This window comes from Paraglaciecola chathamensis S18K6, assembly GCA_000314955.1.
Taxonomy (GTDB): domain Bacteria; phylum Pseudomonadota; class Gammaproteobacteria; order Enterobacterales; family Alteromonadaceae; genus Paraglaciecola; species Paraglaciecola chathamensis.
The window spans coordinates 105077-130154 of record BAEM01000004.1; the positions used below are offsets into that span (position 1 = coordinate 105077).

The 25078-nt window shown below is 44.6% G+C and carries 18 protein-coding genes; 8 read left to right on the plus strand and 10 right to left on the minus strand.

From position 1 onward, the window contains the following. Positions 1-61: 61 nt before the first annotated feature. The 3 genes from GCHA_RS01170 (at position 62) to GCHA_RS01180 (ending at position 5113) form a co-directional block, all read left to right on the plus strand. The gene (locus GCHA_RS01170; RefSeq protein WP_007984155.1) at positions 62-3241 is read left to right on the plus strand and encodes a TonB-dependent receptor; all 3180 of its coding nucleotides are present in this window, start codon (positions 62-64) and stop codon (positions 3239-3241) included. A gap of 92 nt (positions 3242-3333) precedes the next feature. Then, the gene (locus tag GCHA_RS01175; protein ID WP_007984157.1) at positions 3334-4500 is read left to right on the plus strand and encodes a M14 family metallopeptidase; all 1167 of its coding nucleotides are present in this window, start codon (positions 3334-3336) and stop codon (positions 4498-4500) included. Positions 4501-4648: 148 nt separating this feature from the next. Continuing rightward, positions 4649-5113 carry a GNAT family N-acetyltransferase gene (locus tag GCHA_RS01180; protein WP_007984160.1) on the plus strand — a complete coding sequence of 155 codons (465 nt, stop codon included), beginning with the start codon at positions 4649-4651 and terminating at the stop codon, positions 5111-5113. 243 nt (positions 5114-5356) lie between these two features. Here the strand turns inward: GCHA_RS01180 and GCHA_RS23115 are convergent, their stop codons facing one another. Both GCHA_RS23115 and GCHA_RS01190 read right to left on the minus strand, forming a co-directional pair. After that, positions 5357-5716 (minus strand): rod shape-determining protein MreB, encoded by a 360-nt coding sequence (locus tag GCHA_RS23115; protein ID WP_318248902.1) that lies wholly within the window; start codon positions 5714-5716, stop codon positions 5357-5359. Between the two features lie 125 nt (positions 5717-5841). Then, a complete protein-coding gene (locus tag GCHA_RS01190) occupies positions 5842-6201 on the minus strand; it encodes a hypothetical protein (RefSeq protein WP_007984162.1) in 360 nt (119 codons plus the stop codon). Positions 6202-6535: 334 nt separating this feature from the next. On the opposite strand from GCHA_RS01190, the gene GCHA_RS01200 reads away from it, so the two are divergent. Further along, positions 6536-7519, plus strand: coding sequence for a hypothetical protein (locus GCHA_RS01200; protein ID WP_007984166.1), 984 nt, complete (start codon positions 6536-6538; stop codon positions 7517-7519). 288 nt (positions 7520-7807) lie between these two features. Here the strand turns inward: GCHA_RS01200 and GCHA_RS01205 are convergent, their stop codons facing one another. The 6 genes from GCHA_RS01205 to rimK all read right to left on the minus strand — a co-directional run bounded on the left by GCHA_RS01205 (position 7808) and on the right by rimK (position 14860). Next, on the minus strand, positions 7808-8041 hold the full coding sequence (locus GCHA_RS01205) for a hypothetical protein (protein ID WP_007984169.1): 234 nt from the start codon (positions 8039-8041) through the stop codon (positions 7808-7810). Positions 8042-9152: 1111 nt separating this feature from the next. Next, positions 9153-10382 (minus strand): ABC transporter permease, encoded by a 1230-nt coding sequence (locus GCHA_RS01215; protein ID WP_007984173.1) that lies wholly within the window; start codon positions 10380-10382, stop codon positions 9153-9155. After that, a complete protein-coding gene (locus GCHA_RS01220) occupies positions 10379-11101 on the minus strand; it encodes an ABC transporter ATP-binding protein (protein WP_007984174.1) in 723 nt (240 codons plus the stop codon). Before GCHA_RS01220 ends, GCHA_RS01215 begins: the two co-directional genes overlap by 4 nt. Further along, positions 11101-12576, minus strand: a complete 1476-nt coding sequence (locus GCHA_RS01225) for an efflux RND transporter periplasmic adaptor subunit (protein WP_039991918.1) — start codon at positions 12574-12576, stop codon at positions 11101-11103. The genes GCHA_RS01220 and GCHA_RS01225 overlap by 1 nt, the downstream gene beginning before the upstream one ends. Positions 12577-12908: 332 nt before the next feature. Further along, complete coding sequence (locus GCHA_RS01230) at positions 12909-13949, minus strand: succinylglutamate desuccinylase/aspartoacylase family protein (protein ID WP_007984178.1); 1041 nt, start codon at positions 13947-13949, stop codon at positions 12909-12911. Positions 13950-13951: 2 nt separating this feature from the next. Next, positions 13952-14860 carry a 30S ribosomal protein S6--L-glutamate ligase gene (gene rimK / locus GCHA_RS01235; protein ID WP_007984180.1) on the minus strand — a complete coding sequence of 303 codons (909 nt, stop codon included), beginning with the start codon at positions 14858-14860 and terminating at the stop codon, positions 13952-13954. A 493-nt stretch (positions 14861-15353) separates the two neighbouring features. On the opposite strand from rimK, the gene GCHA_RS01240 reads away from it, so the two are divergent. Beyond that, positions 15354-16094 carry a hypothetical protein gene (locus GCHA_RS01240; protein WP_007984182.1) on the plus strand — a complete coding sequence of 247 codons (741 nt, stop codon included), beginning with the start codon at positions 15354-15356 and terminating at the stop codon, positions 16092-16094. Between the two features lie 42 nt (positions 16095-16136). Here GCHA_RS01240 and GCHA_RS01245 read toward each other — a convergent pair whose 3' ends face one another. Beyond that, positions 16137-17759 (minus strand): GMC family oxidoreductase, encoded by a 1623-nt coding sequence (locus tag GCHA_RS01245; protein ID WP_007984183.1) that lies wholly within the window; start codon positions 17757-17759, stop codon positions 16137-16139. 404 nt (positions 17760-18163) lie between these two features. Here GCHA_RS01245 and GCHA_RS01250 point away from each other — a divergent pair, with 404 nt between their 5' ends. Both GCHA_RS01250 and GCHA_RS01255 read left to right on the plus strand, forming a co-directional pair. Beyond that, complete coding sequence (locus tag GCHA_RS01250) at positions 18164-20338, plus strand: prolyl oligopeptidase family serine peptidase (protein WP_007984184.1); 2175 nt, start codon at positions 18164-18166, stop codon at positions 20336-20338. Between the two features lie 225 nt (positions 20339-20563). Beyond that, complete coding sequence (locus GCHA_RS01255) at positions 20564-21166, plus strand: DUF4202 domain-containing protein (RefSeq protein WP_007984185.1); 603 nt, start codon at positions 20564-20566, stop codon at positions 21164-21166. Between the two features lie 32 nt (positions 21167-21198). Here the strand turns inward: GCHA_RS01255 and GCHA_RS01260 are convergent, their stop codons facing one another. Next, a complete protein-coding gene (locus GCHA_RS01260; protein ID WP_007984186.1) occupies positions 21199-22137 on the minus strand; it encodes an AEC family transporter in 939 nt (312 codons plus the stop codon). 334 nt (positions 22138-22471) lie between these two features. Here GCHA_RS01260 and GCHA_RS01265 point away from each other — a divergent pair, with 334 nt between their 5' ends. After that, on the plus strand, positions 22472-24613 hold the full coding sequence (locus GCHA_RS01265; protein WP_007984188.1) for a M3 family metallopeptidase: 2142 nt from the start codon (positions 22472-22474) through the stop codon (positions 24611-24613). Positions 24614-25078 lie beyond the last annotated feature (465 nt).

Sequence of the window (25078 nt, forward strand, 5' to 3'; positions counted from 1 at the left end):
TGTGCCTTGCGTATACCTCTAATAGGAACAGTCACATCTAATAATAATAGAGGCATACAAAATGAAACTGCACATGAAACTACATAAGTCGTTTAAACTCAGTCCCCTTGCTTGCTGCGTCATGCTTATGCTGCCCGCCAGTCACAGTTTTTCTGCACAAGACACGCGGCAAAACATTGATATACCGGCGCAAAACATTGAATCAGCCCTGCTCGAACTTGCACAAGAAAGTGAAACCCAAATTTTATTTTCCTCTGCCATTACCCAGAACATCACCACCCGCGCGATATCAGCAAATTTAACCGTAGAAGAAGCCTTAGCGGTATTACTTGAAAACACGTCTTTAGAATTTGTTAAGCGCTCTAAAAGCACCTATATCATACGTGAAAAAAACGCGCCGTCTTCGGTCGCCCCCAACACAGAAAATAGCACTGCTTCTGCAGCCGCCACGAAAGAGGTATCAGGTACATCAGCAAAAAAGGCTGACGGCGAAGCCAGTGTTGAGCGCATTAAAGTAGTGGGCTCAAATATCCGCGTCAACCAAGATTCTGGCGCATTACCTATTACCACTTTTAGTGCCCAAGACTTTGAAGACTTAGGCATATCAAGCGGCGCTGATTTGCTGGCAGAATTACCCCAACAAGGGGAAGTTAGCTTCAACAGCGAACGCGTGGTTGGCGGTGTCAATGATGCTCGCGGTGACGTTTCCTCCGTTAACTTGCGCGGCATAGGCACCGGCTATAGTTTGACCCTGTTGAACGGTCGACGATTAGTCCTGCACCCCGGCACCCAAGCTGAAGATTTAGTCCCTGTTACCACGGTTAACTCAAATGCTTTGCCGGTACGCGGTCTTAAACGGGTAGAAGTGTTACGTGATGGCGCCGCAGCTATATATGGAACAGACGCTATCGCAGGGGTTATTAATTACGTACTCAAAGACAAAAACACCGGTGGTGATTTACAGTTCCAATACGGTAAAAATGACGGCACTGACAAAGACACGTTTAGCCTATCAGGCTCAGGTGGCTGGTTTTTTAATAACGAGCAAACCCACTTAACACTCAGCGGGAGTCTGTATCAACAAGATATGTTAATGGCATCAGAGCGAGACTATGCCGCCAGCTCAGACACCCGAAACTATCCAGGGTTAGCAGCTGAATTTGTTGGTAATACGTCCCTAGACGGACGCACGACTTCCACACCTTGGGCAGAACTAAGCTCTGAGAGCCTAGGTACTTTTCATATTCAACCCGACACGTTTGATGGCTGTGAAGTGGCACTGGATAACGGCATTTGTGCCGATGGCGGTAGCTTAGATCGCGAATTACGTTACGACTCAAACTCTGAACGCTCTCTTAGCTCAGAAGTTAGCCGTGTTAATTTGTATGCACTTATGACCCATAACTTATCTGATGAAGTTGAGCTGTATGGTGAAGCCCTTTATTACCAAGCACAAGCTGATCGATTACGTGAACAAAGCGGGAACTTAACGGCCCAGCGTTTCACTGTATCAAGTGACGCTTTTTACAACCCATTTGGTGAAGATGTAACCGTAAGACGCTACCGCCCCATTGATACTGGCCCACGTAAAATAAACGTAGAAGATTATTCTTATCGCTTTCTAACGGGGCTCAGGGGTTACTATCAAGACTGGGATTGGGACACAGCCGTGCTTTATTCAAAAGCCCATACGCTCGATACTGCGAACCGGGTCAATACCACTTTATTTCAACAAGCTGTGAACAGTACAGATCAAAGCACAGCCTATAACCTCTTTAACGGTGGTAGCCTGACCTCACCAAACATTGGCGATGACACAGGCAATGACCAAGACGTTATCGACAGCTTTATGTTCAATATTGAACGTGAATCTGAAACCGAGCTTGCCCTTTATGATTTTAAACTATCACGCCCCGATATTTTTGCCTTACCTGCTGGCGATGTAGGCATGGCTGTGGGCGTGGAATACCGTTACGAGAGCTTCTCAGATGCACGCAGCGATGCGCTAAATGGCACAGATAGCTTTATTGACATAGTAACAGGTAACGCTTCGGCGCTTGCCAGTACGGTACTAGGCAGTAGCCCAACGCCGGACTCTTCAGGCAGCCGCAATGTGTTTTCAACGTATGTAGAATTTGCAGTGCCTTTGTTAGCAGATCTACCGCTAGTGAAAAGCTTGAACATGCAGCTGGCTGCCCGTTATGAGCGGTTTTCCGATGTAGGCGATATCACCAAACCCAAGGTATCGTTAGCTTGGCAGGTGAATGACATGATTCAACTTCGCGCGGCCTATGCAGAAGGTTTTAAAGCACCAGGATTACCTCAAACAACAGCCGTTGATGTGTCACGCTCTAACACCCGTTCTGATCCCATATCAGGTATTCGTCAAGGCACCCTTGAAATACGTAATGGTAGCGACGACCTGAAACCTGAAACCAGCACCAACACGTTTGCAGGAATTGTATTTACCCCAATAAAAAACCTAACGTTAACGGCGGACTGGTGGCATATAAAACAAAAAGACGTGGTAGGAATATTAAGTAGCCAAACGCAAATTTTGTATGATGCACTACTTCGAGTGGATGGTGGCAGTAATACCAACGTGATCCGTGATGACAATAACGAGATTTTGTACGTTACTAACGACTATACCAACCTGCTTCCTCGGGAAATTAAAGGCATCGACTACAGTATTTTTTACAAGATGAATACTGAGCTGGGTGATTTTACCTTCACTGCTAATGCGGCTAATTTAACCCAGTTTGACCAAGGGTTAGACCCCGTCACGCAGCGCGTAGTGACCGCACAAGAGAACGGCAACGAAGCGGTATTATTTGACGGTGAAACTGTTGGCATACCAGGCGCGGCGGGTGATTTATTAACAAAAAATGGTCGCCCAGAATGGCGCAGTAACATTGGTATAAGATGGCAAAAAGATAACTGGGGCGCAGGCATAAAATACAAATATATTAGTGAGTTAGAAAATGTATCCCTGTCTTATTTTGACGATGCTGGCGATTTGATTTACCAACAAATTGACGATTGGTCCACGGTTGACGCCTATGCTTCATATTCGTTTACACAGCAAAACAGTTGGCTAGACAAAACTAAATTAACGTTGGGCGCACGTAATCTAGGTGACAAAGAGCCTCCTTTTACCTCGGGAACATTTGGTTATGAAGCCGGCGTACATTCATCCGCAGGGCGTTACTTGTACATGACCTTAAACAAAAAGTTTTAGTCACTTAGCGGTTCAGCCAATCAGGGGTACGCTGATTGGCTTTTTCTTATTACCTATATCTTATTACCTATAAAGAACGGAATGCTGTCAACATGCTTAGATATTTTTTCCCCATACTGTTACTCATCACTTTTTCAGCGTTCAGTCATGCCAAAGACTGCCAGTTTGACGACGTCACCTTTCACAGCGATTTTAGCACCGCCCGTTTAAGCACCTGCGAAAGGTTGGCTAAACATGAATACCATATTGGCATTTTGCCAGAGAATGAACCGGTCAACCCTAGCCCTTGGTTTGGTTTTAAAGTGCATTCAAAAACCGATAGCAAGGTAAAAATAAAACTGACCTTCAATGGTAATAACCCGCGGTACCTACCTAAACTCAGTACGAATGGCAAAGATTGGCAAAACATTCAGTTTGAGACCAAGGGCAAAGAAATGTGGTTAAGCCTAAGCACTGGCAAAAAGCCTGTCTGGATTTCAGCCCAAGAAGTCATTGATAATCAAGAGTATGACCAGTGGTTAGCCCGCCTAAAAGAGCAGCGCCCTGATCTTCATATTGAAACCCTAGGGTCATCAGAAAAAGGCCGCCCCATTAAAGCGGTTGTAAAGCAGTCACCAAACAACGACGAATGGCTGGTGATTGTTGGCAGACAACACCCGCCTGAAGTGACAGGCGCTATGGCTTTATTTGCGTTTAGTGAAGCCTTATTACTCGACAACACCTTGAGCAATCCCTTTTTCGAACGTTTTAATCTGCTCATGGTGCCTGATTTAAACCCTGATGGCGTTCACACCGGCAATTGGCGGCATAACGCCAATGGTGTTGATCTAAACCGCGACTGGAAAAACTTCGCCCAAGCGGAAACTCGCCTAGTTCGTGACAAAATGGCGAGCATAGTGCAAAACGGTGGAAAAATTGTATTTGCCCTCGATTTTCACTCCACCTTCCACGACGTTTTTTACACCATGCCGGATGACCACGATTTAGCTCCGATCCCCCTTATGAAAGGCTGGTTAGCAGATTTAGATGCTGAAACAGGTTGGGTATTTAAAACGGTGAATAAATCGGCGTCATCACCCGATAGAGGCATCTTCAAACAATACATTGCCGATCACTACAAAGTACATGCTGTGACCTACGAAGTGGGCGACAACACCAATCGACAACTGATCCCTTATGTGGCCAAGCAAGCAGCCAAAGCGCTGGTAAAAAATCTGCTTGAAGTCGAACCAGACGCGTTTTACGTTAAGCAGAAATAACCCACTAATTAGCACTGATGCCCTATTTTTCTCAGCCCTTGCCGGGGCAAAGGGCATTTTTTTACAGCAGCTTCACTTGTACCTCACGCATACACCTTCATGCTAATATCCGTAGTCTTGCTAGCACAGCACCCCACAATAGGAACGCATGAAACTCGTCAAAGCAAACGATACACATTTAACTGAATTAATGGGCTGGTTTGAAGACGAGGCGCAACTTGTTATGTGGTCAGGGCCGGGGTTTCGCTATCCATATGATTTGGTCACATTCAAACAAGATTTGAAACTAACAAGCCTGCCCTCTTTTTCACTCCTATCGCCACAAGGTGCTTTACTGGCATTTGGCCAATACTACTTGCGCGAAAATCGGTGTCACTTAGGCCGCTTAGTGGTAAACCCTGCCCATAGAGGCCAAGGCATTGCGGCTACATTAATCGCAAACTTAGCTGCTAAGGGGAAAAAAGAGTTAAAGGTAAACAGCTGCTCGCTGTTTGTGTTTAGTGACAACATTTCTGCGATCAGCGCTTATCAAAAATTGGGGTTTGTAAAAAACCAATACCCAACTGATATGCCTTTAGCCGGCTGTATCTATATGGTTAGCGATTTAGGCTGATGCTGTTTTGTTAGTCACCCAAATACCAAAGCCCCAAAATGACTATAACAAGATAAACTAGAAAGATTGCTATATGACTGGAAGATTGATTGGCCCCCTCACTGTAAACGCTCGCTTTCTTTTCCTCTTCAAACTCATCGAATTGAAATCCGTAAGCATTTAAAGATTTACCAACGTGAATTTTGATATCTATTGCTCCTGCTCCAAGCGCTAGCTCTCTAAAAGCACGATCCTCAATGGCTGTTAAGCCACCCTCTGTTTTTCCATAGGGTGGATAATTACCTTAGGGCGAAGACGAATATATTTGAAATTGCTTAGACTTTTAAAAGCGTGTTGGAGCAATTTTTCACCCACAAAGAAATCAGAAAGAAGCGCTCTAGGATGCGAAAAAGGATTTACCGCAACCTCATTTTCTTTTAGTGAACTTGCAGCTCTCTTTCCGATTCCGGAAATAACCTTTTTTCCCTTTGCTTGATTCTGAATTACAACAATTGGCGAATCGTCGAATGACTCATTATTAGCCACGTCAGTAACTTTTAATCGACCTTCCCAGATTTGCACATAAAGAACTGAAGAAAAGCGTTTTATTAATTTTGAAAACATCCAATGTCCTTTGTGACTAACTTTAGGCTAAGGGACTCTAACGTGTGGGCTAACATCCGAGCAAAGTGAATAAGCTCGCGTGTTAGCGTCCCAGCGAGCGACTACAGCAGTTTGTTATATGCCTCCTAACTACCCAATCGTTTTGAACGGGTTTCAATAATCTGGTCTGGCTTCGTGTCAGTCGGTGTTTCAAGACTGCCCTTTTCAATACACGAAAATTCGATCTCTGTTGAACCTAATCTGCCCGGAATTGATGAAGTGACCGTTTCTTTAATAATCTTCATTTCTAGTCCCTTAGAAGAACAAAATAAAGAAGCTTCTCTGTAAACTTCAGCTTTGTTTTCTAGAGATACGCCAACACCAAGGCTACTATCTTTTTTACCAAGATAGTAAGAATCTTGCCCTAACGGCACAACACCTGTGCTTTTACATGAAACAACCGTAAGCAATGCAAAAGTAGCTCCGAAAAAATGAAAGAGTTTCATAAAATACCTTTTAGCACATAACACCCCGCTCTAACGAATCCCCTCATAATTTTGAGCAGAAACAATAATATAGACACGCATGACGCTATTTTATCTAATAAATTTCGCCAAAAACCAACTAGATAACAACACCATGTGTGATATTTCTATCTTACACGATTTGCTTAAAAAACAATGCCCTAATCTACATGCCAAACCTCCTTCTTCTCTGATGATTGGCACCCAACCTTTGCTGGATGGCAAAAGCGATATAAAGACACCCATGTTAAAAATGGTCAATTTTCAGGGCTGAACTACACTTAATTTGTGTTTCATTCTGTCAGGTAGATGGACTATGCCTCAACCGCGAAAAAGCCAAATTAGTTTAATCGATACCCCTTATTACCATTGCGTTTCCCGGTGTGTCCGTCAATCATATTTATGTGGCACTGATAAGCACTCTGGGCAAAGTTACGAGCACCGCCGAGGCTGGGTAGAAGACCGTTTGTTGTTCTTGGCTACGATATTCGCCATCGACATTTGTGCTTATGCGGTTATGAATAATCACACGCACGTGGTGCTTTGTGTGGATAAAGCCTTGGCTGATAATTGGGATAGCGATGAAGTGTTGAGGCGCTATCACAAGATGCACAGAGGCACATTGCTGACTCAGAAATTCATGAATGGCGATACGCTGAGCCAAGGAGAGGTAATCACCTTTGATGAAACCGTTGAAACCTATCGGCAACGTTTGTACGACATAAGCTGGTTTATGCGTGACTTGAATGAGTATATTGCTCGCGAAGCCAATAAAGAAGACGGTTGCACTGGTCGTTTCTGGGAAGGAAGGTTTAAATCTCAAGCTTTGTTGGATGAAAGTGCCGTACTAGCTTGTATGGCCTATGTGGACTTGAATCCCATTCGTGCAAAAATGGAAAAAACACCAGAAACGTCAAAGCACACCAGTATCAAAAAACGCATTCACGCCGCTAAAAACCAAAAACCTCAACCGAGCGTTTTAATACACTTTGTGGGCAATCCTCGTGAGAATATGCCCAAAGGTATCCCCTACTCACTGAAAGACTATTGTGAGCTGGTAGATACAACAGGCCGCTGTATTCGTGATGATAAGGCTGGTCATATCGATAATTCAAAAAGCCCGATTTTAGAACGACTAGGGCTAGATAGTGCTCAATGGTTAACCTTAACCACTGAGTTCGAAAAACACTTTTGCTATGCAGCAGGGGCTGAGCAAATGATGAATGCGTTCAAACGCCACACCCATCATCAACGGCTTCGAGGAATAACCAAAGCGAAAGCGTTGTTAAAACGCGCATAAGACATTGCAACTAACACATCTAATGCATCTCTTGTAACGTGGGCGTTTGTCTGAAAATTGACCTTTTGCGCCGTTTTCTCCCTCAACGCTTAATATTCCAGTAAAAATCCCCAATCGTTTAGCTCAAAAGTACTTTGGCGCTTATTGATGGGTATTTTTCCCTAAGCAGGAGAGTTTTTTACACGATTCTAAAGATGGCTGTCTTTGTTAGAAATAATGTTACACGATTCTAAAGATGGCTGTCTTTGTTAGAAATAATGATGTTTAATAAACTTATTATATTTACGTTTACACTGCATTATTTTTTAATAGTAAATGAGACAATAACAGTGGCAGTAAATTATTAATTAATTGAGAATTGCTTTCGCTAGTTTTATTTAATAAAACCCAACCATCAGTTCCCATAACTTCGATTGATTTAAGGCTTATGCTTTCAACTTCAGGTTTTTTAAAGCACCAATCACCTGAAACGCGAAAGATCCCAAAATCTGTATTTATGCGGCTAATATTAAATAATTGCACAAAACCTCTTTGTAAATATAACAATATTAATATCCGGAAGTTTTCCATGATTGCATCCGCGTATTTATCACGAAAACTTTCCGCTTTTCTCCATTTGTCTTTTTTAGCATACACGGTAACTTATTGTACAGGTTAAATTTTTTCCTGTTTTATGGTTTTCACTTTCGGAAACACGGAATAAGCCAAGATCTTGCTGTTAAGCGGAAATAAGTCCTTAACTGTCTATAAAAACAGTGATACGTGAAGCGCAATGGCCAGATCGGTGTTTTTAGATTTGGTAAAAGATGAGGTATTCGAACTTCGCTACGCTAAGTGAATAAAACCTTGCGGGTTGGGCGCCCGCATTTATCTTCACTTCTGAAGCGGGTTTGAAGTAGATCAAAGAACAGATCGCACTTTCTAACGTGATAAAACATTTTACGCTGGCATCAATGATAAAAGAATTGTGCTAATTCATACACTTTGACAATAATTAACACCATGCCAGATACCATCATTATTCTACCGCGGTTATTCAATCGCTCTTTGCTTATTCTAGTATTGCCCTTTTGAACCAGCTGGAGTCGGCTGCCTTGTACGACTAATAAAGAAGCCACTAAAAGTAAAAATACACCTATTGTTAATTCCGTCACTACCACAGGTAAACCCTCGCGCGTCATTTCATTATTTTTTATTGATAAAAGATAGGACCGTGAATTGTTCAGAGCGGGGATTTTTATGTGCTCGTCTTCTCGATCGTTATGTTGTTCTTTGCGGGAATTAGCAGAAACCATACCAAATAAGGAATATCAGTGAAGGTGAGCAACCATCAGCCTTTGAAGGCTGTTGAGGTTAAAGTACACAACATACAAAGAGGCGCGACTCGGTAACTCAGACTGATCACGTTGAAATAATTACACCTAAATCAGACTGTTAACACACTTAAAAGTAAACCATAGGCGCTTAATGTTTTGTTTGTAATGCAGATATGCGTGGCATGTTCAAAATTAATTGAATTAAAAAAGATGCATTATGATGAGACAGCAGGCTCATTTGTATAAGTAAGCCACGTTGAAGGGTGTATGCAAGGTGAGCCCAAGGCTGGTTGCTCTGGGCTTTTTTATCGCTAGCGCTATTCGTAACGCAGAGCGTCGATAGGTGCTAATCGTGATGCTTTTAGCGCAGGGTAATAGCCAAAAAACACCCCAATCAGACCCGAAAAGCCCAAGCTTAACAGTACCACCTGAGTTTCGATGATCCCTCCGGCTCCGATGCCATATTGATTCCCCATAAACACGAAACCGTAGGCAATCACCACGCCAATGAAGCCACCTAACCCACACAGCACAATAGATTCGATTAGAAATTGATACAGAATGTCTGACGGCTTTGCCCCCACCGCCATACGCAGTCCGATTTCCCGGGTGCGCTCAGTGACCGAGACCAACATAATATTCATAATGCCAATACCGCCGACCACTAAGCTGACAGAAGCAACCCAAGCGAGTAAGGTATTGAATACCTGTATCGTTTCAGCCCGTGTGGCGATCATTTCTGACACATTGCGAATGCGAAACATATCATCGCCGCCAACCGGGATACGCATACGCTGGCGTAATAGGCGCGACATTTCATCTTCGATATAATCCATGTCTTCACCATCATAGGCACTGACTTGAATAAAACGCACCGATTTAGGGTTTGTTGAACTCACACCGGTAATTTTATTGCGTACGGTTTTAATTGGCAGAAAAATCACATCGTCTTGATCTTCGCCTCTGGAGTCTTGTCCTTTTGCGGCCAACACCCCAATAATGGTGGCATTAAAATTAGTTACCCGTATTGTTTGGCCAATAGGGTCGCTAGCGCCAAATAACTCGACACGCAAGCGCTCGCCAATGATTGCCACCTTGCTGCCGCGATTAATTTCAGCACTGGTGAACTCACGCCCACTGGCCAAGTCCCAGTCACGCACCACAAAATAGCGGTTATCGATACCATCGATCTCAGTAGACCAATTTAAATTTCCGTAAATAACCTGGCCTGCTGAGGATAAATAAGGTGCAGCTGCTTCTACCCCTGGTACTTGCTTTTCAATTAAATTAGCGTCGTCTTCGTTAATTTTCACGACCGATGCTGAGCGTGCCCCACCACTTTGTCTAAATGCGCCCGTCACAAAAAACACATTACCGCCAAGTGATTTAATTTGTTCGTCTACTTTTTGCTGAGCACCCGCCCCCATAGCGACCATAATAATCACGGCTGCCACGCCAATTATGATCCCAAGCATGGTCAAACAGCTACGTAGCACATTGACTTTCAGCGCGGTAATGGCGGTTTTAAGTAAAATGACAATCTTCATAAAGTGTTCTCTAATGCCGCCTGACGCACATTGTTATTGCGCTCATCATTGATTAGCTCGCCGTCACGAAAGGTCAATTTACGCTTGGCAAATTGCGCGATATCCGGTTCGTGAGTAACCAAAATAATCGTTTTGCCTTGCTGATTAAGCTGTTGAAACAGGGCCATAACTTCTAAACCAGTTTGAGTATCTAAAGCGCCTGTTGGCTCATCTGCCAATATCATTAACGGGTCGTTGATGAGGGCTCTGGCGATCGCCACGCGCTGCTGCTGCCCGCCGGATAACTGACCAGGGTGATGATCCATACGTGATCCAAGCCCAACATTTTCTAAACATTGTTTGGCCCGGCTTGCCCAGTCAGACTCAGGCACATTGCTATATAAAAGCGGTAAGGTGACATTACCTAAAGCGCTGGTTCGTGGTAACAAATTAAATTGTTGGAACACAAAACCGATACGCTGATTGCGTACACTTGCTAACTCATTCTTAGTCAATGAAGATAATTCCTGCCCAGCAAATGCGATGCTGCCTTCACTGGCTATATCTAAACAGCCCAATAGGTTCATCATGGTGGACTTACCTGAGCCAGAGCTGCCCATAATTGCCACAAATTCGCCTTGCTGAATATCGAGATCAACGCCTTTAAGCGCCCAGACTTGTTCATCGCCCATGGCGTAAACTTTTTTCGCTTGCCGTACTTTTAACAAAGGCTGGGTCATTATTCGGCTACCTTCTGAGCACGCACTATGACCTTGTCACCCTCTTTTAATTCTCTAGCGCGAATTTCGCTGTATTCAAGATCGGCGATACCAATGCCAACTTCCACTTTAACTGGCTGCCCATCGCGTAATACCCACACAGAGCCAGGCTGATAATCATTGTCACCCGATCTACGTTTAGCACCTCTAGACTGACCAGACGCTTTAAATGTGTCCATTTGCTCTGGGGTTAAAATACTCTGCAACTCGATATTCATCTTGCTACGAATTTTCTTCATTGCGTCATTTGGTGAACCGCCCGGTCCCCCTGGGCCGCGAGGCGATGATTCACGCGCAGCTTGCATGGCTTCACGCATACCTTGCATGACTTTTTCCACCTGTTCCTGCTGTAAATCACTTAACCCTAGTTGTTCCGTTAACTGGGCTACGCGATCCCCAGGCCAGCTTCTAGCAGAAGTAGCGCTAGACGTTGCCCCCTCTGGCGTAAAACGTAATGCTGAATTTGGCACACGCAGCACGTTTTCACGCTCACCTAAGACCACGTCAACGTTGGCGGTCATGCCGGGTAATAACAGCAGTTGCTCATTTTGCACGCTAATAATCACCTTGTAGGTCACCACATTATTGGTCACGGTTGCCGCTTTTCTGACTTGACTAACGACACCGCGGAACTGACGTTCAGGGAATGCATCAACGGTAAAGTTGACCTTTTGATCTTTTGCTATGCGTCCAATATCCGCTTCATCTACGTCAGCTTCAATTTGCATTTTCACTAAGTCCTGAGCGATCGAAAACAGCGTTGGGGCAGATAAGCTCGCAGACACCGTTTGCCCAGTATCAACTTGGCGATCGATAACAACACCGTCCACGGGTGAGCGGATATAGGTTCGGTCTAAATCAAGCTTTGTTTGCTCAAGACTGGATTGAGATTGCTCAACTTGTGCCTCTCCTACCAAAATAGCCGCTTTGGCAGTTTCAATTGCTACCTTGGCTAATTCATGACTGGTTTCACTAATATCTAATTCAGATGCGCTGACTAGGTTTTTATTTCTTAACTCTTTTGTACGATTAAATTCGCGTTGGGCAAGAGTCGCTTCGGTCTGCGCTTTTTTAAGCGCTGCTTTTAACTGGGTAAGGGAGGCTTTGGATGACGCTAAATCAGCTTCACTTTGGCGCAACCTAGATAAAATAGTACGATCATCGATGCGCGCGATGACCTGCCCACTGCGCACTTCGTCATTAAAATCCGCATTTAACTGAGAGATTAGGCCAGATAATTCTGAGCCCACTAGCACGGTGACCACAGGCGAAATCGTACCTGATGAGTTAACCGTACTTTCAATTTTACCTAAGGAAAGGGGTTGAGTGTGATACACAATGTGCTCGTCAGATTGTGAAGGCCGCATAAACCACCACAATGCTACCGCGACGACGACCACGAAAACCAATCCCTTCGTTAACTTTGTCTTGTTCATAATCTACTGTCTAATAATCTAATTAAAATGCTTGGAATATGAACGGATTAAATCACTTATTTGCGCTAAATACTGTAAAGGGAATGTAAAGTTATCTAAAGTTGGCTCTATGGCCTTTTCTGGATAATTTTGACTAAAGATCAGGCACTTCCATTTGGTTCATTCCTCTTGAACCATTCCACTTTAGTAAGTGATAACTTATTAACGGGGGATCGGTATTTCATCGTAATTATTGAACATAAAAAAACGCCACAGTTGTGACGTTTTTACCCTACTCACGTTCGTTACGTGGCTTAGCTTAGCTTGGTTTAACTTAGCGCGGCTTAGCCTAACTAAACCACCATACCTTGAGGGTCGATATCCGGCATCAGGTTTTCCTGTAACTGATCCATGTTATCCACCACGTCTTTTGGATCGTCAAACAAGGCGATATGGAACATTGCATCTCCTTCTTGTACCAGCGGGATATTCTGCTTACCAATAATGATACCGGAACGGTTTGCCAACAATGGTTCGCTGTATGTGCCTGTAGGACTGCAAACGTCAGCCAACACATCACCTCGTTTTACATAATCACCTAAGCTTTTACGATCCCGCACTATGCCGCTTTCTGGGGCGCGCAACCAAGAACTTTTATATGCCACCAAGGGTTCAATTTTTGGCAGTGAACGACGACGCTTCGACACCACACCTAACGACGCCAGTACATTAAAGATGCCTTTCACACCGGCACGAATCGACAATTCATCGAAGCGTAACGCTTCACCTGCTTCATATAGCAGAATTTTGGTACCTGATTCATCCGCTGCTTGACGAAGTGAACCATCACGTAAGTCTGAGTTAAGCAGTACAGGCACCCCAAAGGCGTGAGCCAATTCAGCGGTTTTAGGATCCTTTAGATTCGCTCTGATTTGCGGCAGGTTGCTGCGATGAATTGCGCCGGTGTGCAAATCAATTCCATAGTCGCATTTAGAGACGATTTCAGATAAAAACATATGCGCTAAACGTGAGGTTAATGAACCATTGGGTGAACCAGGAAACGAGCGATTCAAATCACGACGATCAGGCATATAGCGGCTTTGCATCAACATGCCATATACATTAACCATAGGCACTGCAATCACAGTGCCTGCAATTAACTTAAACGAGGGTGAATCTAGCACGCGCCGTACAATCTCAATACCGTTTAACTCATCACCGTGGATGGCGGCGCTGATAAAAACCGTAGGCCCTTCCTTTTTAGCACGTATGACTTCAACCGGAATAGACATGTCGGTATCTGTGTACAAGCGTGCAGCAGAGAGCTGCAACTTAGTGCGCGTACCCGGCTCAATAACATGATCGCCTATTTTTAGCGGAGCTGCTTTTACCATGATTAACCATTACCTCGTGTTTTCGTGCTATGTGGCTTCGCTTTTTTGTTCTCGATAAACTCAATGATCATATTCGCCACATCCTTTGAGGTCGCCGCTTCAATCCCCTCAAGTCCAGGGGATGAGTTCACTTCCATGACGACCGGACCATGACTCGAGCGCAATAAATCAACACCACATACGTTTAATCCCATTGCACCAGCAGCAGCCACTGCGGTTGCGCGCTCAACAGCGGTCAACTTAACTAAGGTTGCGCTGCCCCCGCGATGTAAATTCGAGCGAAACTCTCCCGGAGCGCCTTGACGCTTCATGGCTGCCACGACTTTACCGCCTACTACGAAGCAACGAATATCTGCCCCGCCCGCTTCTTTAATGTATTCCTGCACTAAGATGTTGGCTTTAATGCCCATAAAGGCTTCAACGATACTTTCTGCTGCTTTGTTGGTATCAGCTAACACCACTCCAATGCCTTGCGTGCCTTCAAGCAATTTAATCACCACTGGCGCACCGCCCACATTAGCAATCAAATCTTTGATGTTATCTGGGCTATGGGCAAAGCCAGTGCGCGGCAAGCCAATTCCTTTGCGTGAAAGTAATTGCATTGAGCGCAACTTATCCCGTGAACGACTAATGGCAACTGATTCGTTGACACTGAAGCTACCCATCATTTCAAACTGGCGCACCACGGCCGTACCGTAAAACGTCACAGATGCGCCAATACGTGGAATGATCGCATCGTATTTAGGCAAAGGTTCACCTTTGAAACGCACCGAGGGTTTGTTGCTAGAAATATCCATATAACAATGCAACGTATCTATGATATCGACCTCATGCCCGCGGGCAATTGCTGCTTCTTGCAGACGACGGGTGGAGTACAGCTTCTTGTTACGAGATAAAATGGCAATTTTCATTATTTTTTCTTCTTTGGTTGAATGAGTTTAATAGACGAACGAGAAAAACATAAAGTCACAGGACAGCACAAATAATGAAATCATGCGCTTAACCTGCCTTGTAACAGAGATATGATGCAGGCATTAAGCTCGCATTATGCACGCATGCAACAAATGACATTTTTCGCATTTGCAACACAATGACCCACAGCGTGCATCAACATAGCAATAGCAATAGCAATAGCAATAGCAAGCTTGTTTGTCTCTTGCCTAAAATTGAAAGCAAGCTGCGCACGAATACGAGACCGAACCTTTGGTTATCCGTAAAATTGAACCATACTACCCCTGAAAAGTGAGAACTTTAAAACATAATTTGTACTCAAACTTGAGATCTGAATGTAAGTGTCGCGCGTAAGAACGTTAACTGACCTGAAGTAACAAGAGTTTGGGACGTCCGTGGCTGTGATTGCAATCACTGTTTTGAATTAAGTACACACTATTTAGCGTCGATAATATGAATGGTAAACCGTTACAAACACTACTTCTGATACTGTCTCTGAGCTTTTCTCAGGCATTAGCCAGCTTCTATGCGCTTGCTCAACCTGTAAGAAACAATGAGCAAGGCACGTTAGAACCAACTGATTCATTTAGCAAACAATTCCTCATAACCTTCGTAGATTATCCGGGTGCCAAGCCTTATTTAGATGTGTTAAGCGGGATATATACCGAGCTTGGTTTTGCTGTACATAAGGTCCCAGCGCCCGCTCTTAGAGGTTTGCAGCTAGTGAACGAAGGAAAAGTTGATGCTGATGCTCATCGACTAGGACGTGTTGCCGCTCGCTTTGAAAACGTGATGCTAATAAAACCTGAACTGGTTCGCGCGACCCTCGTTTTACTGTGCAGAAGTGGCGTTGAATGCAACCGTAACGTACTGAGTAATAAAGAAAAGCTTTTACTTACAAACGAGCGTTCTCTTATGTACTTAGAGGATTTTGACATTCAAACTAGAGTGATTAAAAAAGAGATAATCATAAACACCGTCGATATGCTGCGTACAAAGCGCGCCGATTATGCGACCTTTATGATAGATGAGCGGCAATTAGTCCCACCGGGTATGCACTATGTAAAGCTACGCAGCATATTCTTATATCACACGATAAATAAAAAACACGCCCACCTATTGCCCAAAATAGAAGAAAAAATGCGAATTAAGCGTTTGCAACTCAATGAAATACTCCTTTCGTCCAAACGCTAAAAACGCACGTTATACCTACTCCATTACTTAATGGAATCAGTATTAAGCCAAATGATATTGCTGGTGAATAAAATCAGCAGCACGCTCTGCGACCATGATTGTTGGTGCATTGGTATTGCCCCCCACTAAACGAGGAAAAACCGACGCATCTGCGACCCTTAGGCCCATCACACCCCGCACATTTAACTTTTCATCCACGACGGCCATATCATCGTTATCAGCGCCCATCTTACAAGTGCCAACGGGATGATAAATGGTTTCTGCATGTTGCTTAATAAATGCCAAAAGCGCTTCGTCACTGTTTATATCTTTACCGGGAAGTACCTCTTCCCCTTGATACTGAGCAAAGCCTTGCGATTGCAAAATTGCGCGCCCCTTGCGAATACCATCAATCATGACTTTTTGATCGTCAGGGTGCGATAAATACTGTGGGTCGATAATAGCAGGTTGTGCAGGGTCGGCGGATGCGAGCGTAATCGTGCCGCGGCTTTTTGGATACAGATTACAAATATGCAAACCGAAACCGTAACCTAACGCTGTTTGACGCCCGTGATCCTGCAAAATGGCTGGCAAAAAATGAAACTGAATATCTGGAACGTCTGCTGCGAAGTCACTTCTGACAAAGCCACCAGCCTCAGCAATGTTTGACGATAAAATGTCGTTACGTTTGCGCCAATAACGCAGCGCCGCTTGCACATATCGAGGCAATTTTGCTAGCGCCACAGCATAGCTCTCTTTTGTTTTACAGCGATATTGCACTATGGCATCAAGGTGATCTTGTAAATTTTGGCCGACACCCGCCACATTCTGCTTCATCTCAATGCCGTGCTCAGCTAAATGTTGTTGCGGGCCAACACCTGAAAGCATAAGAAGCTGCGGCGAATTAATTGCTCCTGCACTCAGGATCACTTCTTTTTCTGCATGAATAATCTGTGATTGGCCATTTACCTGTATTGCCACACCTTGAGCACGGTTGTTCTCTATGAGGACTTTTTCGACCAAAGCATGGGTAACGAGGGTAAAGTTAGGTCGGTCTTGAGCTAATGCTAAGAAGCTCTTTGCCGTTGAACAGCGTTGGCCCCCCTTATGTGTCACTTGGTAAATGCCCAAGCCTTCATGCTGGGCACCATTAAAGTCAGCACTTATCGGTAAGTTTACATCGCGCGCAGCATCGACAAACGTCTGTGACATTGGGTTGACGAAACGCAAATCATCAACACACAACGGGCCATTCACGCCGTGATAATCGTCTGCTTTGCGCTGATAACCTTCGGACTTTTTGAAATAAGGCAACACACTGTCCCAATCCCAGCCCTCGGCGCCTTGTTGCGCCCAATCATTGTAATCTTCTGGTACGCCGCGGATGTAGCACATGGCATTCACAGAGCTTGACCCACCCAAGGTTTTCCCTCGGGGCCAATACAATTCACGATTATTCAAATGCGCTTGGGCAAGCGTATTGTAATTCCAGTTAATCGCTTTAACTCGGGATAAAAGGGCAAGGCCAAAGGGAATGTGAATGAGAGGGTTACTGTCTTTTCCACCAGCTTCAATCAGGCAAACGCGGCAGTGTTTGTGCTCTGTTAATCGTGCGGCTAATGTGCAACCTGCAGACCCCGCCCCCACAATGATAAAATCAAATGTGTTTGCTGGAGTGTCTGGCATAGTTTAGTTTCCACCTAGCTTGAACGATGTCATTACTTAATGACATTTTTAAGGAGAGAGCCCCCACCGTGGTTCACTGAGAAGCATAAAAGGCGTCGAGGTAAGTACGCCTTCTTATCGTGCTTTTGTTACCTCGACTATTCCGCCGCTGTTCAACTCATTTCGCTCGTTGAACGCAGACAATGTAAATTAAATGTTAAGTGATGTCATCATATTTTTTACATAAGCATTTGTTTTGTTTGATTATTATCAAATCTAATCCGCAATCATAAGCAGTGCCTATACATCTTTCGTCACAGTTTGAGATTTATCATCACAGCGAAAACTAAGGTAATATCCCTGCTGAATGCGCAATAATAGATGCATCAAAACATATAAAAACGACATAAATCAGGGTAATAAAAATGAAATTAACGCTTATCGCAGTGGGTATAAGTGCCTTATTAATGGGCTGTTCAACCGCGAACCAATCAAATCAACAATCAGCACCGTCAGGTGGTACATCAATTACGGGTAACCAACTTCAAAAAATGAACCTCTCCTATCCAAAAACTAGAAAAGACGATGTAACCGATAGTTACTTTGGCACCCAAGTCGCTGATCCGTATCGTTGGTTAGAAGACGATATGAGCAGCGAAACCAAACAATGGGTTAAAGCTGAAAATGCGGTAACCCAAGCCTATCTAGCTCAGGTTCCTTCTAGAGACAAGCTGAAAGAGCGCTTAAAGGTATTGCTTGATTACGAAAAAGTCGGCGCTCCGTTTAAAGAAGGTAAATACACTTACTTCTTTAAAAACGACGGCCTGCAAAATCAAGCTGTGTTATACCGCCAACTAGACGATGGCGAGGCACACGTCTTTCTCGATCCAAATACCTTCAGTGAAGACGGCACGACCTCTTTAGCCAGCATTGAATTTTCCAAAGACGGCAGCTTAGTCACCTATTTGATTTCTGAAGGTGGCAGTGACTGGCGTAAGGCTATCACTATTGATGTTGAAACCATGCAGAACGTGAGCGAAACCTTAACCGACCTCAAATTCAGTGACATTTCATGGTTAGGTAACGAAGGGTTTTATTACTCAAGCTACGACAAACCAGAAGGCAGTGAATTATCGGCTAAAACGGATCAACACAAGCTTTACTTTCACAGCCTAAAAGATAAACAAAGTGAAGATACGCTTGTGTTTGGCGGAACCCAGGCGCAGAAAAATCGCTATGTTTCAGGACACGTCACCGAGGACAATCGTTATTTATTAATCAGTGCGGCGGTTTCTACGTCAGGTAACAAACTGTATTTGAAAGACTTAAATGAACCGGATAGCGAACTGGTGACCATTTTAGACAATACCGATTCAGACACCCAATTGCTTGATAATGATGGCAGTACGTTACTGTTAGTGACTAATTTAGCTGCGCCCAACAAGCGCGTTGTATCGGTAGATGCGAGTCAGCCTCAGCCGGAAAACTGGCAAGACTTTATCCCTGAAACAAACAACGTACTAGATGTATCAACCGGTGGTGGTTACATCTTTGCTAGCTATATGCTTGATGCGATCTCAAATGTTAAGCAACTGGACAAATCAGGCAAGTTAGTGCGAGAAATCACCTTGCCGGGAGTGGGCACAGCCAGTGGTTTTAGCGGTAAAAAAGATCAGCAAACCTTGTACTACAGCTTCACTAATTATAAAACACCTAGCACTATTTTTAGCTTAGATGTAGAAAGCGGCGAATCAGCGGTTTACTTAAAATCGAAAGCGAAATTCGACAGTGATGCTTACAAGTCAAAGCAGGTCTTTTACACCTCAAAAGACGGCACAAAAGTCCCCATGATCATCACCCACAAAAAAGGTCTGAAACTAGATGGTAGCAACCCTACTATGCTCTACGGCTACGGTGGGTTTAACATCAGCTTGCAACCGGCGTTTAGTAGTGTCACTGCGGCTTGGCTTGAACAAGGTGGCGTATATGCAGTACCAAACTTACGTGGCGGCGGTGAATACGGAAAAGCATGGCATGACGCGGGCACCAAATTGCAAAAGCAAAATGTGTTTGATGACTTTATTGCTGCGGCCGAGTTTTTAATCGCGCAAAACTACACCAGCCCAGATTACTTGGCTATTCGTGGTGGCTCAAACGGTGGTTTGTTAGTCGGTGCGACTATGCTTCAGCGACCTGAACTGTTCAAAGTGGCTCTTCCGGCGGTTGGTGTACTCGACATGTTGCGTTATCACACTTTTACCGCTGGCGCAGGCTGGGCTTACGATTACGGCACAGCGCAAGACAGTAAAGAAATGTTTGATTATTTGATGACTTACTCTCCCGTGCAAAACGTACGTGAAGGGGTGAACTACCCTGCGACACTTATCACCACAGGGGATCATGATGATCGCGTAGTGCCAGCGCATTCCTTTAAGTTTGCAGCTGAATTACAGGCCAAACATACTGGCCCTAATCCCATGTTAATTCGCATTGAAACTAACGCTGGTCATGGTGCCGGTACACCGATTAGCAAAACAATCGAACAGTACGCTGATATCTTTGGTTTCACTTTGTACAACATGGGTGTAAAGGTCCAATAATGACGCAATAAAGTCCGCGCGATAAACGCGTTGTTCTATTGCCACAAAAGCCAAAATAGCGTCTCGCCGTTATTTTGGCTTTTTCGTATACGCCTTATATCGTTCTTAGCAGAACAGACATTGCACAGCAAATAACATCATCTTAAGCATATAATTAGCCTCGCACTTTAAGGTAAAATAAGCGAAATCCCAAAGAGCACCTAATCTCTATCCATGGAGCAACATATGACCCAAGCCGCTTACGAAAAGGCCGTTAATTTAATTGACAGTGCTAACAGCGAAGATCCCAATATTGAACAAGCTGAAGGAAAAGATTGGCCCAAAGAACTGCTGTACAGTTTTCGCATGTCCAATATGTTAGAACGTTACAGAAATGATGCCGATCACGTGGTCAAACTGGCCGTTCGCGGGCAACATATTCAGCGCTGGCAATCTCCCCGTAGTGATTATCCGATGGACCGACAGGGTTATCATAAATGGCGCAGCGATTTATACACGTTTCATGCTGATAAAGTGGGGGACATCATGGAACAAGCGGGCTTTAGCGAAGAAGACATCGAACGAGCCAAAAAAGCAGTGGCAAAGGTCGGTATTAAATCGAACCCTGATACTCAATTGCTCGAAGACGTGGTGGGGTTAGTGTTTATCGAGCATTACATGCTGGACTTTGCGGCCAAACACCCTGAATACACAGAACAAAAATGGATCGATATCATCCGTAAAACGTGGGGGAAAATGTCAGACGATGCCCATGCCTTCGCCTTAGCAGGTAAAATCACATTACCAGAGTCACTCACCCCGGTGATTTTAAAGGCGGTACAAGCTTAAGCGCATCAAACCACCTAAAAACCTTGTGAGACTTATACCCACCCAAAAAAATGCAGCAAAAACAGCCCTATGGTAGTACTAAACATGGAGAGCAAGGTACTACCGGCAATAATCGCAGCAGTTAAATGATGATCACCGCCGATCGCTCGCACCATAGGGTAAGCCGCGGCAGCGGTTGGTGTGGCCATCATAATATACAAAACCCCCAGTTCTTCGTTTTTCAATCCACACAGATGGCCAATAACGGTCGCCACCAAAGGGATAAATACAATCTTGCTGGCAATGGCCAAATACAGCAGCTTCGATGCTTTAAACTCTTGCAAACGAATAGATCCCCCCACGCACAACAGCGCTAGGGGCAAAGTCATTTGAGCCAAATAACTGCCCGATTCATACAGTAAATCAGGTAACGGGATGGGCACCAGTGCTACCACTATGGCCAGTGCAATAGCGATGGCCAACGGATTTTGCAGCACACTAATGGCAATCAACTTCGCCGAAGCCGTTGCCGCCTGATGATAATAAAGGGTTAAAATAGAATACACGTTATATAAAATAACGATTGCGGCCAAATACATGGACGCCAGCGCTTGAGCGCTTTCTCCAAATGCACTAACCGACAACGCCAGGCCAATAATGGCCATATTGCCTCGACACGCCCCTTGGGCAAATGCGCCCCGCGCATCGTGTTGTTTAATCTTTAATGCCAACAGATTAAACAGTATAAATGTCAACGTGGTAGCGATAGCAGCGAACACTAACAAATCAGTAGGCGTAGTAACGCTTAAATCCGTTTTAGCAATATTCACGAACAACAAACACGGCAAGGTAACGTTAAACACGAGCCGCGAGCCAATAATGGCAAACTCCTCGTTTATCCAACGGATACGCTTAAATACGATCCCCAGTACAATCAACACACTGATGGGCAACGTCACTTCAACAGCAAACATGAGTGATTGGATTGGCATGTTAGGGGGTGCTTCCTTAGCTACTCGGCCCTAGAAAAGGACGCTCAAAGCAAACAGCTTAAAGACAATTCGATTAGCTGACAATTCCATTAGCGGACAATAAGCAAAATCAACGAATAACAACAGGTTAGCCGAGCAAATGTTACATAGCTTACATTTTTTACAATTGCTCGCAATTTAACGGACTAATTTGCGATAAAGCCCAACAAAACGAGGTTTGAAGGGATTGTTAGCGCCACCAGCGCCTTGTTAGAGTAGCCGGGTCTTATATGCCTGCTATTTTCGACTTCTTTGCCCACTTCGGGCTTGGCATATTTCTATCTTTGGAGTTTCAATGCGTATATCAATTATCGCCGCTACTGTAGCCGCCACACTTGTGTTAGGTGCCTGTTCAAGTAATGTGGTGAATCATCAACAAACTGACACCGAGCAAACTAAAACCAACATGACCATGTCGACTCAAAATGTACTGTTTGATCAAAGCCCCTTGACCTACCAAGCGCCGCAATTTGACAAGATCAGTGTGCAAGATTATGAACCCGCCTTTGAAGCTAGTATCACCCAACATGATGCACAAATAGCGGCCATCACCAATAACCCAGCAAACCCAACATTTGATAACACCATTGTCGCTATGGAGAAATCCGGCGCTGTGCTCACCCGCGTGAGCAAAACGTTTTACAATCTTGCGAGTGTTATTTCAAACGATGAATATCAGCGTATCGAAGCAAAGATAGGCCCAAAACTCACCGCCCACGAAGACAATATCTATTTAGATGCAAAACTCTTTGCACGTATCGAGCAGATTGAAGCAAACAAGGCGAGCATGAATAGCGTTGATCAACGCTTAGTGGATTACTATTACAATAAATTCTTACGCGCTGGGGCGAAACTCAGCGACGCTGAAAAAGCCCAGGTACGCGACATCAATAGCCAATTATCTAGCTTAGCGACCGACTTTTCGCAAAATATACTGCAATCATTTAAACAAGACACATTGCTGGTAAGCGACAAATCGCAGCTTGCAGGCTTAACGGAAGGTGAAATTGCCACGCTTGCCAGTGCCGCGAAAGATGCGGGTAAAGAAGGTTATCTAATTACCTTGGTCAATACCACACGCCAGCCGATTCTCACCAGCCTTGAAAACCGTGATCTGCGTGAGCAGGTCTGGAATATGTCCGCCAATCGCGCCATAGATACCAACGGCCCAGTGCTGGTTAAACTGGCACAGTTGCGCGCCCAAAAAGCACAATTGTTAGGTTACCCAACGTGGGCGGCTTATGTAACGGCCGACCAGATGGCTCAAACGCCAGCGGCGGTATACGACATACTCGACGATTTAGCGCCTAAAGCGGTCGACAAAGCCAAAGACGAAGCCGCTGCAATCCAGCAGCAGATCCGCGCTGAAGGGCAAGACTTTAAGGTACAGCCTTGGGACTGGGCTTTTTACAGCGAAAAAGTCCGCAAAGCCAAGTATGATCTTGACGAAAGCGCTATTAAGCCGTATTTCGAGTTAAATCGCGTATTGCATGACGGTCTGTTCTTTGCGATGCAAAAACTCTACGGTATTACCTTTAAATCCCGTAAAGATTTACCTGTTTATCAGCAAGACGTTCAAGCGTTTGAAGTGTTCAACGAAGACGGTAGCAGCATAGGATTATTCTATTTTGACCCTTATGCTCGCGAAGGCAAAGGTGGCGGCGCATGGATGGACGAGTTTGTAACCCAAAGCGATTTGCTTGAGCAAAAGCCGGTCGTGTATAACGTACTCAATATTCCTAAGCCTGCAACAGGGCAACCTACCCTACTTACATTTGATGAAGTGACCACTTTGTTTCACGAATTCGGCCACGCCGCTCATGGGCTATTCTCACAAGTGAAATACCCTAGTTTAGCGGGCACGGCGACAGCGAGAGACTTTGTCGAGTTCCCATCACAGTTCAATGAAGACTGGGACATCGATCCAGAGGTCATTGCGCACTACGCGAAACATTACCAAACCGGTGAAGCTATCCCTAAAGCGTTACTCAGCAAGCTACTTGCTGCTCATCATTTTAACCAAGGTTTTGATACCACTGAATATTTGGCTGCCGCATTGCTCGACATGGAGTGGCATTCTATTTCTGCGGGCACACAAATAAATGACGTCGCCGCGTTTGAGCAAAAAGCGTTAGCTAAACACGATATAGATTATGCTCCTGTGCCGCCACGCTATAAATCGGCTTATTTTAGCCACGCATTTGCAGGTGGATACTCAGCAGGATATTACGCCTATTTGTGGACAGAAGTGTTCGCAGCCGACGCCTTTGCTTATATGACTGAGCAAGGTGGTTTAAAACGTGAAAATGGCGATCAGTTCCGCCGCCGTGTGCTGTCCATGGGAAATAGCCAAGACTTAATGCAAGACTACATTGATTTTCGCGGCAGCAAGCCTTCCACTGACGCCTTATTAAAGCGCCGAGGACTCAAGAAGTAAGCGAGACTTAACCTTTAGTTGTTAGCGCCTTATCGTTAGTGATGTTGTTGCTAAAGTGATTGCTAGAGTGATTAATAAAGCTATTGAACGAGCTATTGTTTGCGTTATTGCTCGAACCATTAGTAACACAAAACGATTCATCACTTAGTCAATTGCAAAAAACCCCGAAATAGTCAGATATTTCGGGGCTTTTTACTTATACCAATCCGCATTAATAAGTGACCGTCTCAGAATGCGTCCAGCGGTTTTTGATTAAGGCGTCGCTATGCAGTAATGGTTGTTCCCTTTCAAATAGTGAGAACGCAGAGCAAAAGCCGCTGGGGCATTCCTTGCAGGCGAGTTTTAAAAGGGCTTACACTGCGTTGTATGACTTCGAAAGAGAACAACTATTCATGCAGTCATCCGCCTTGTTTAAGCCCTTTTAAACTCTCGCTGAGTCATCACTTATTAACGTGGAATGGTATT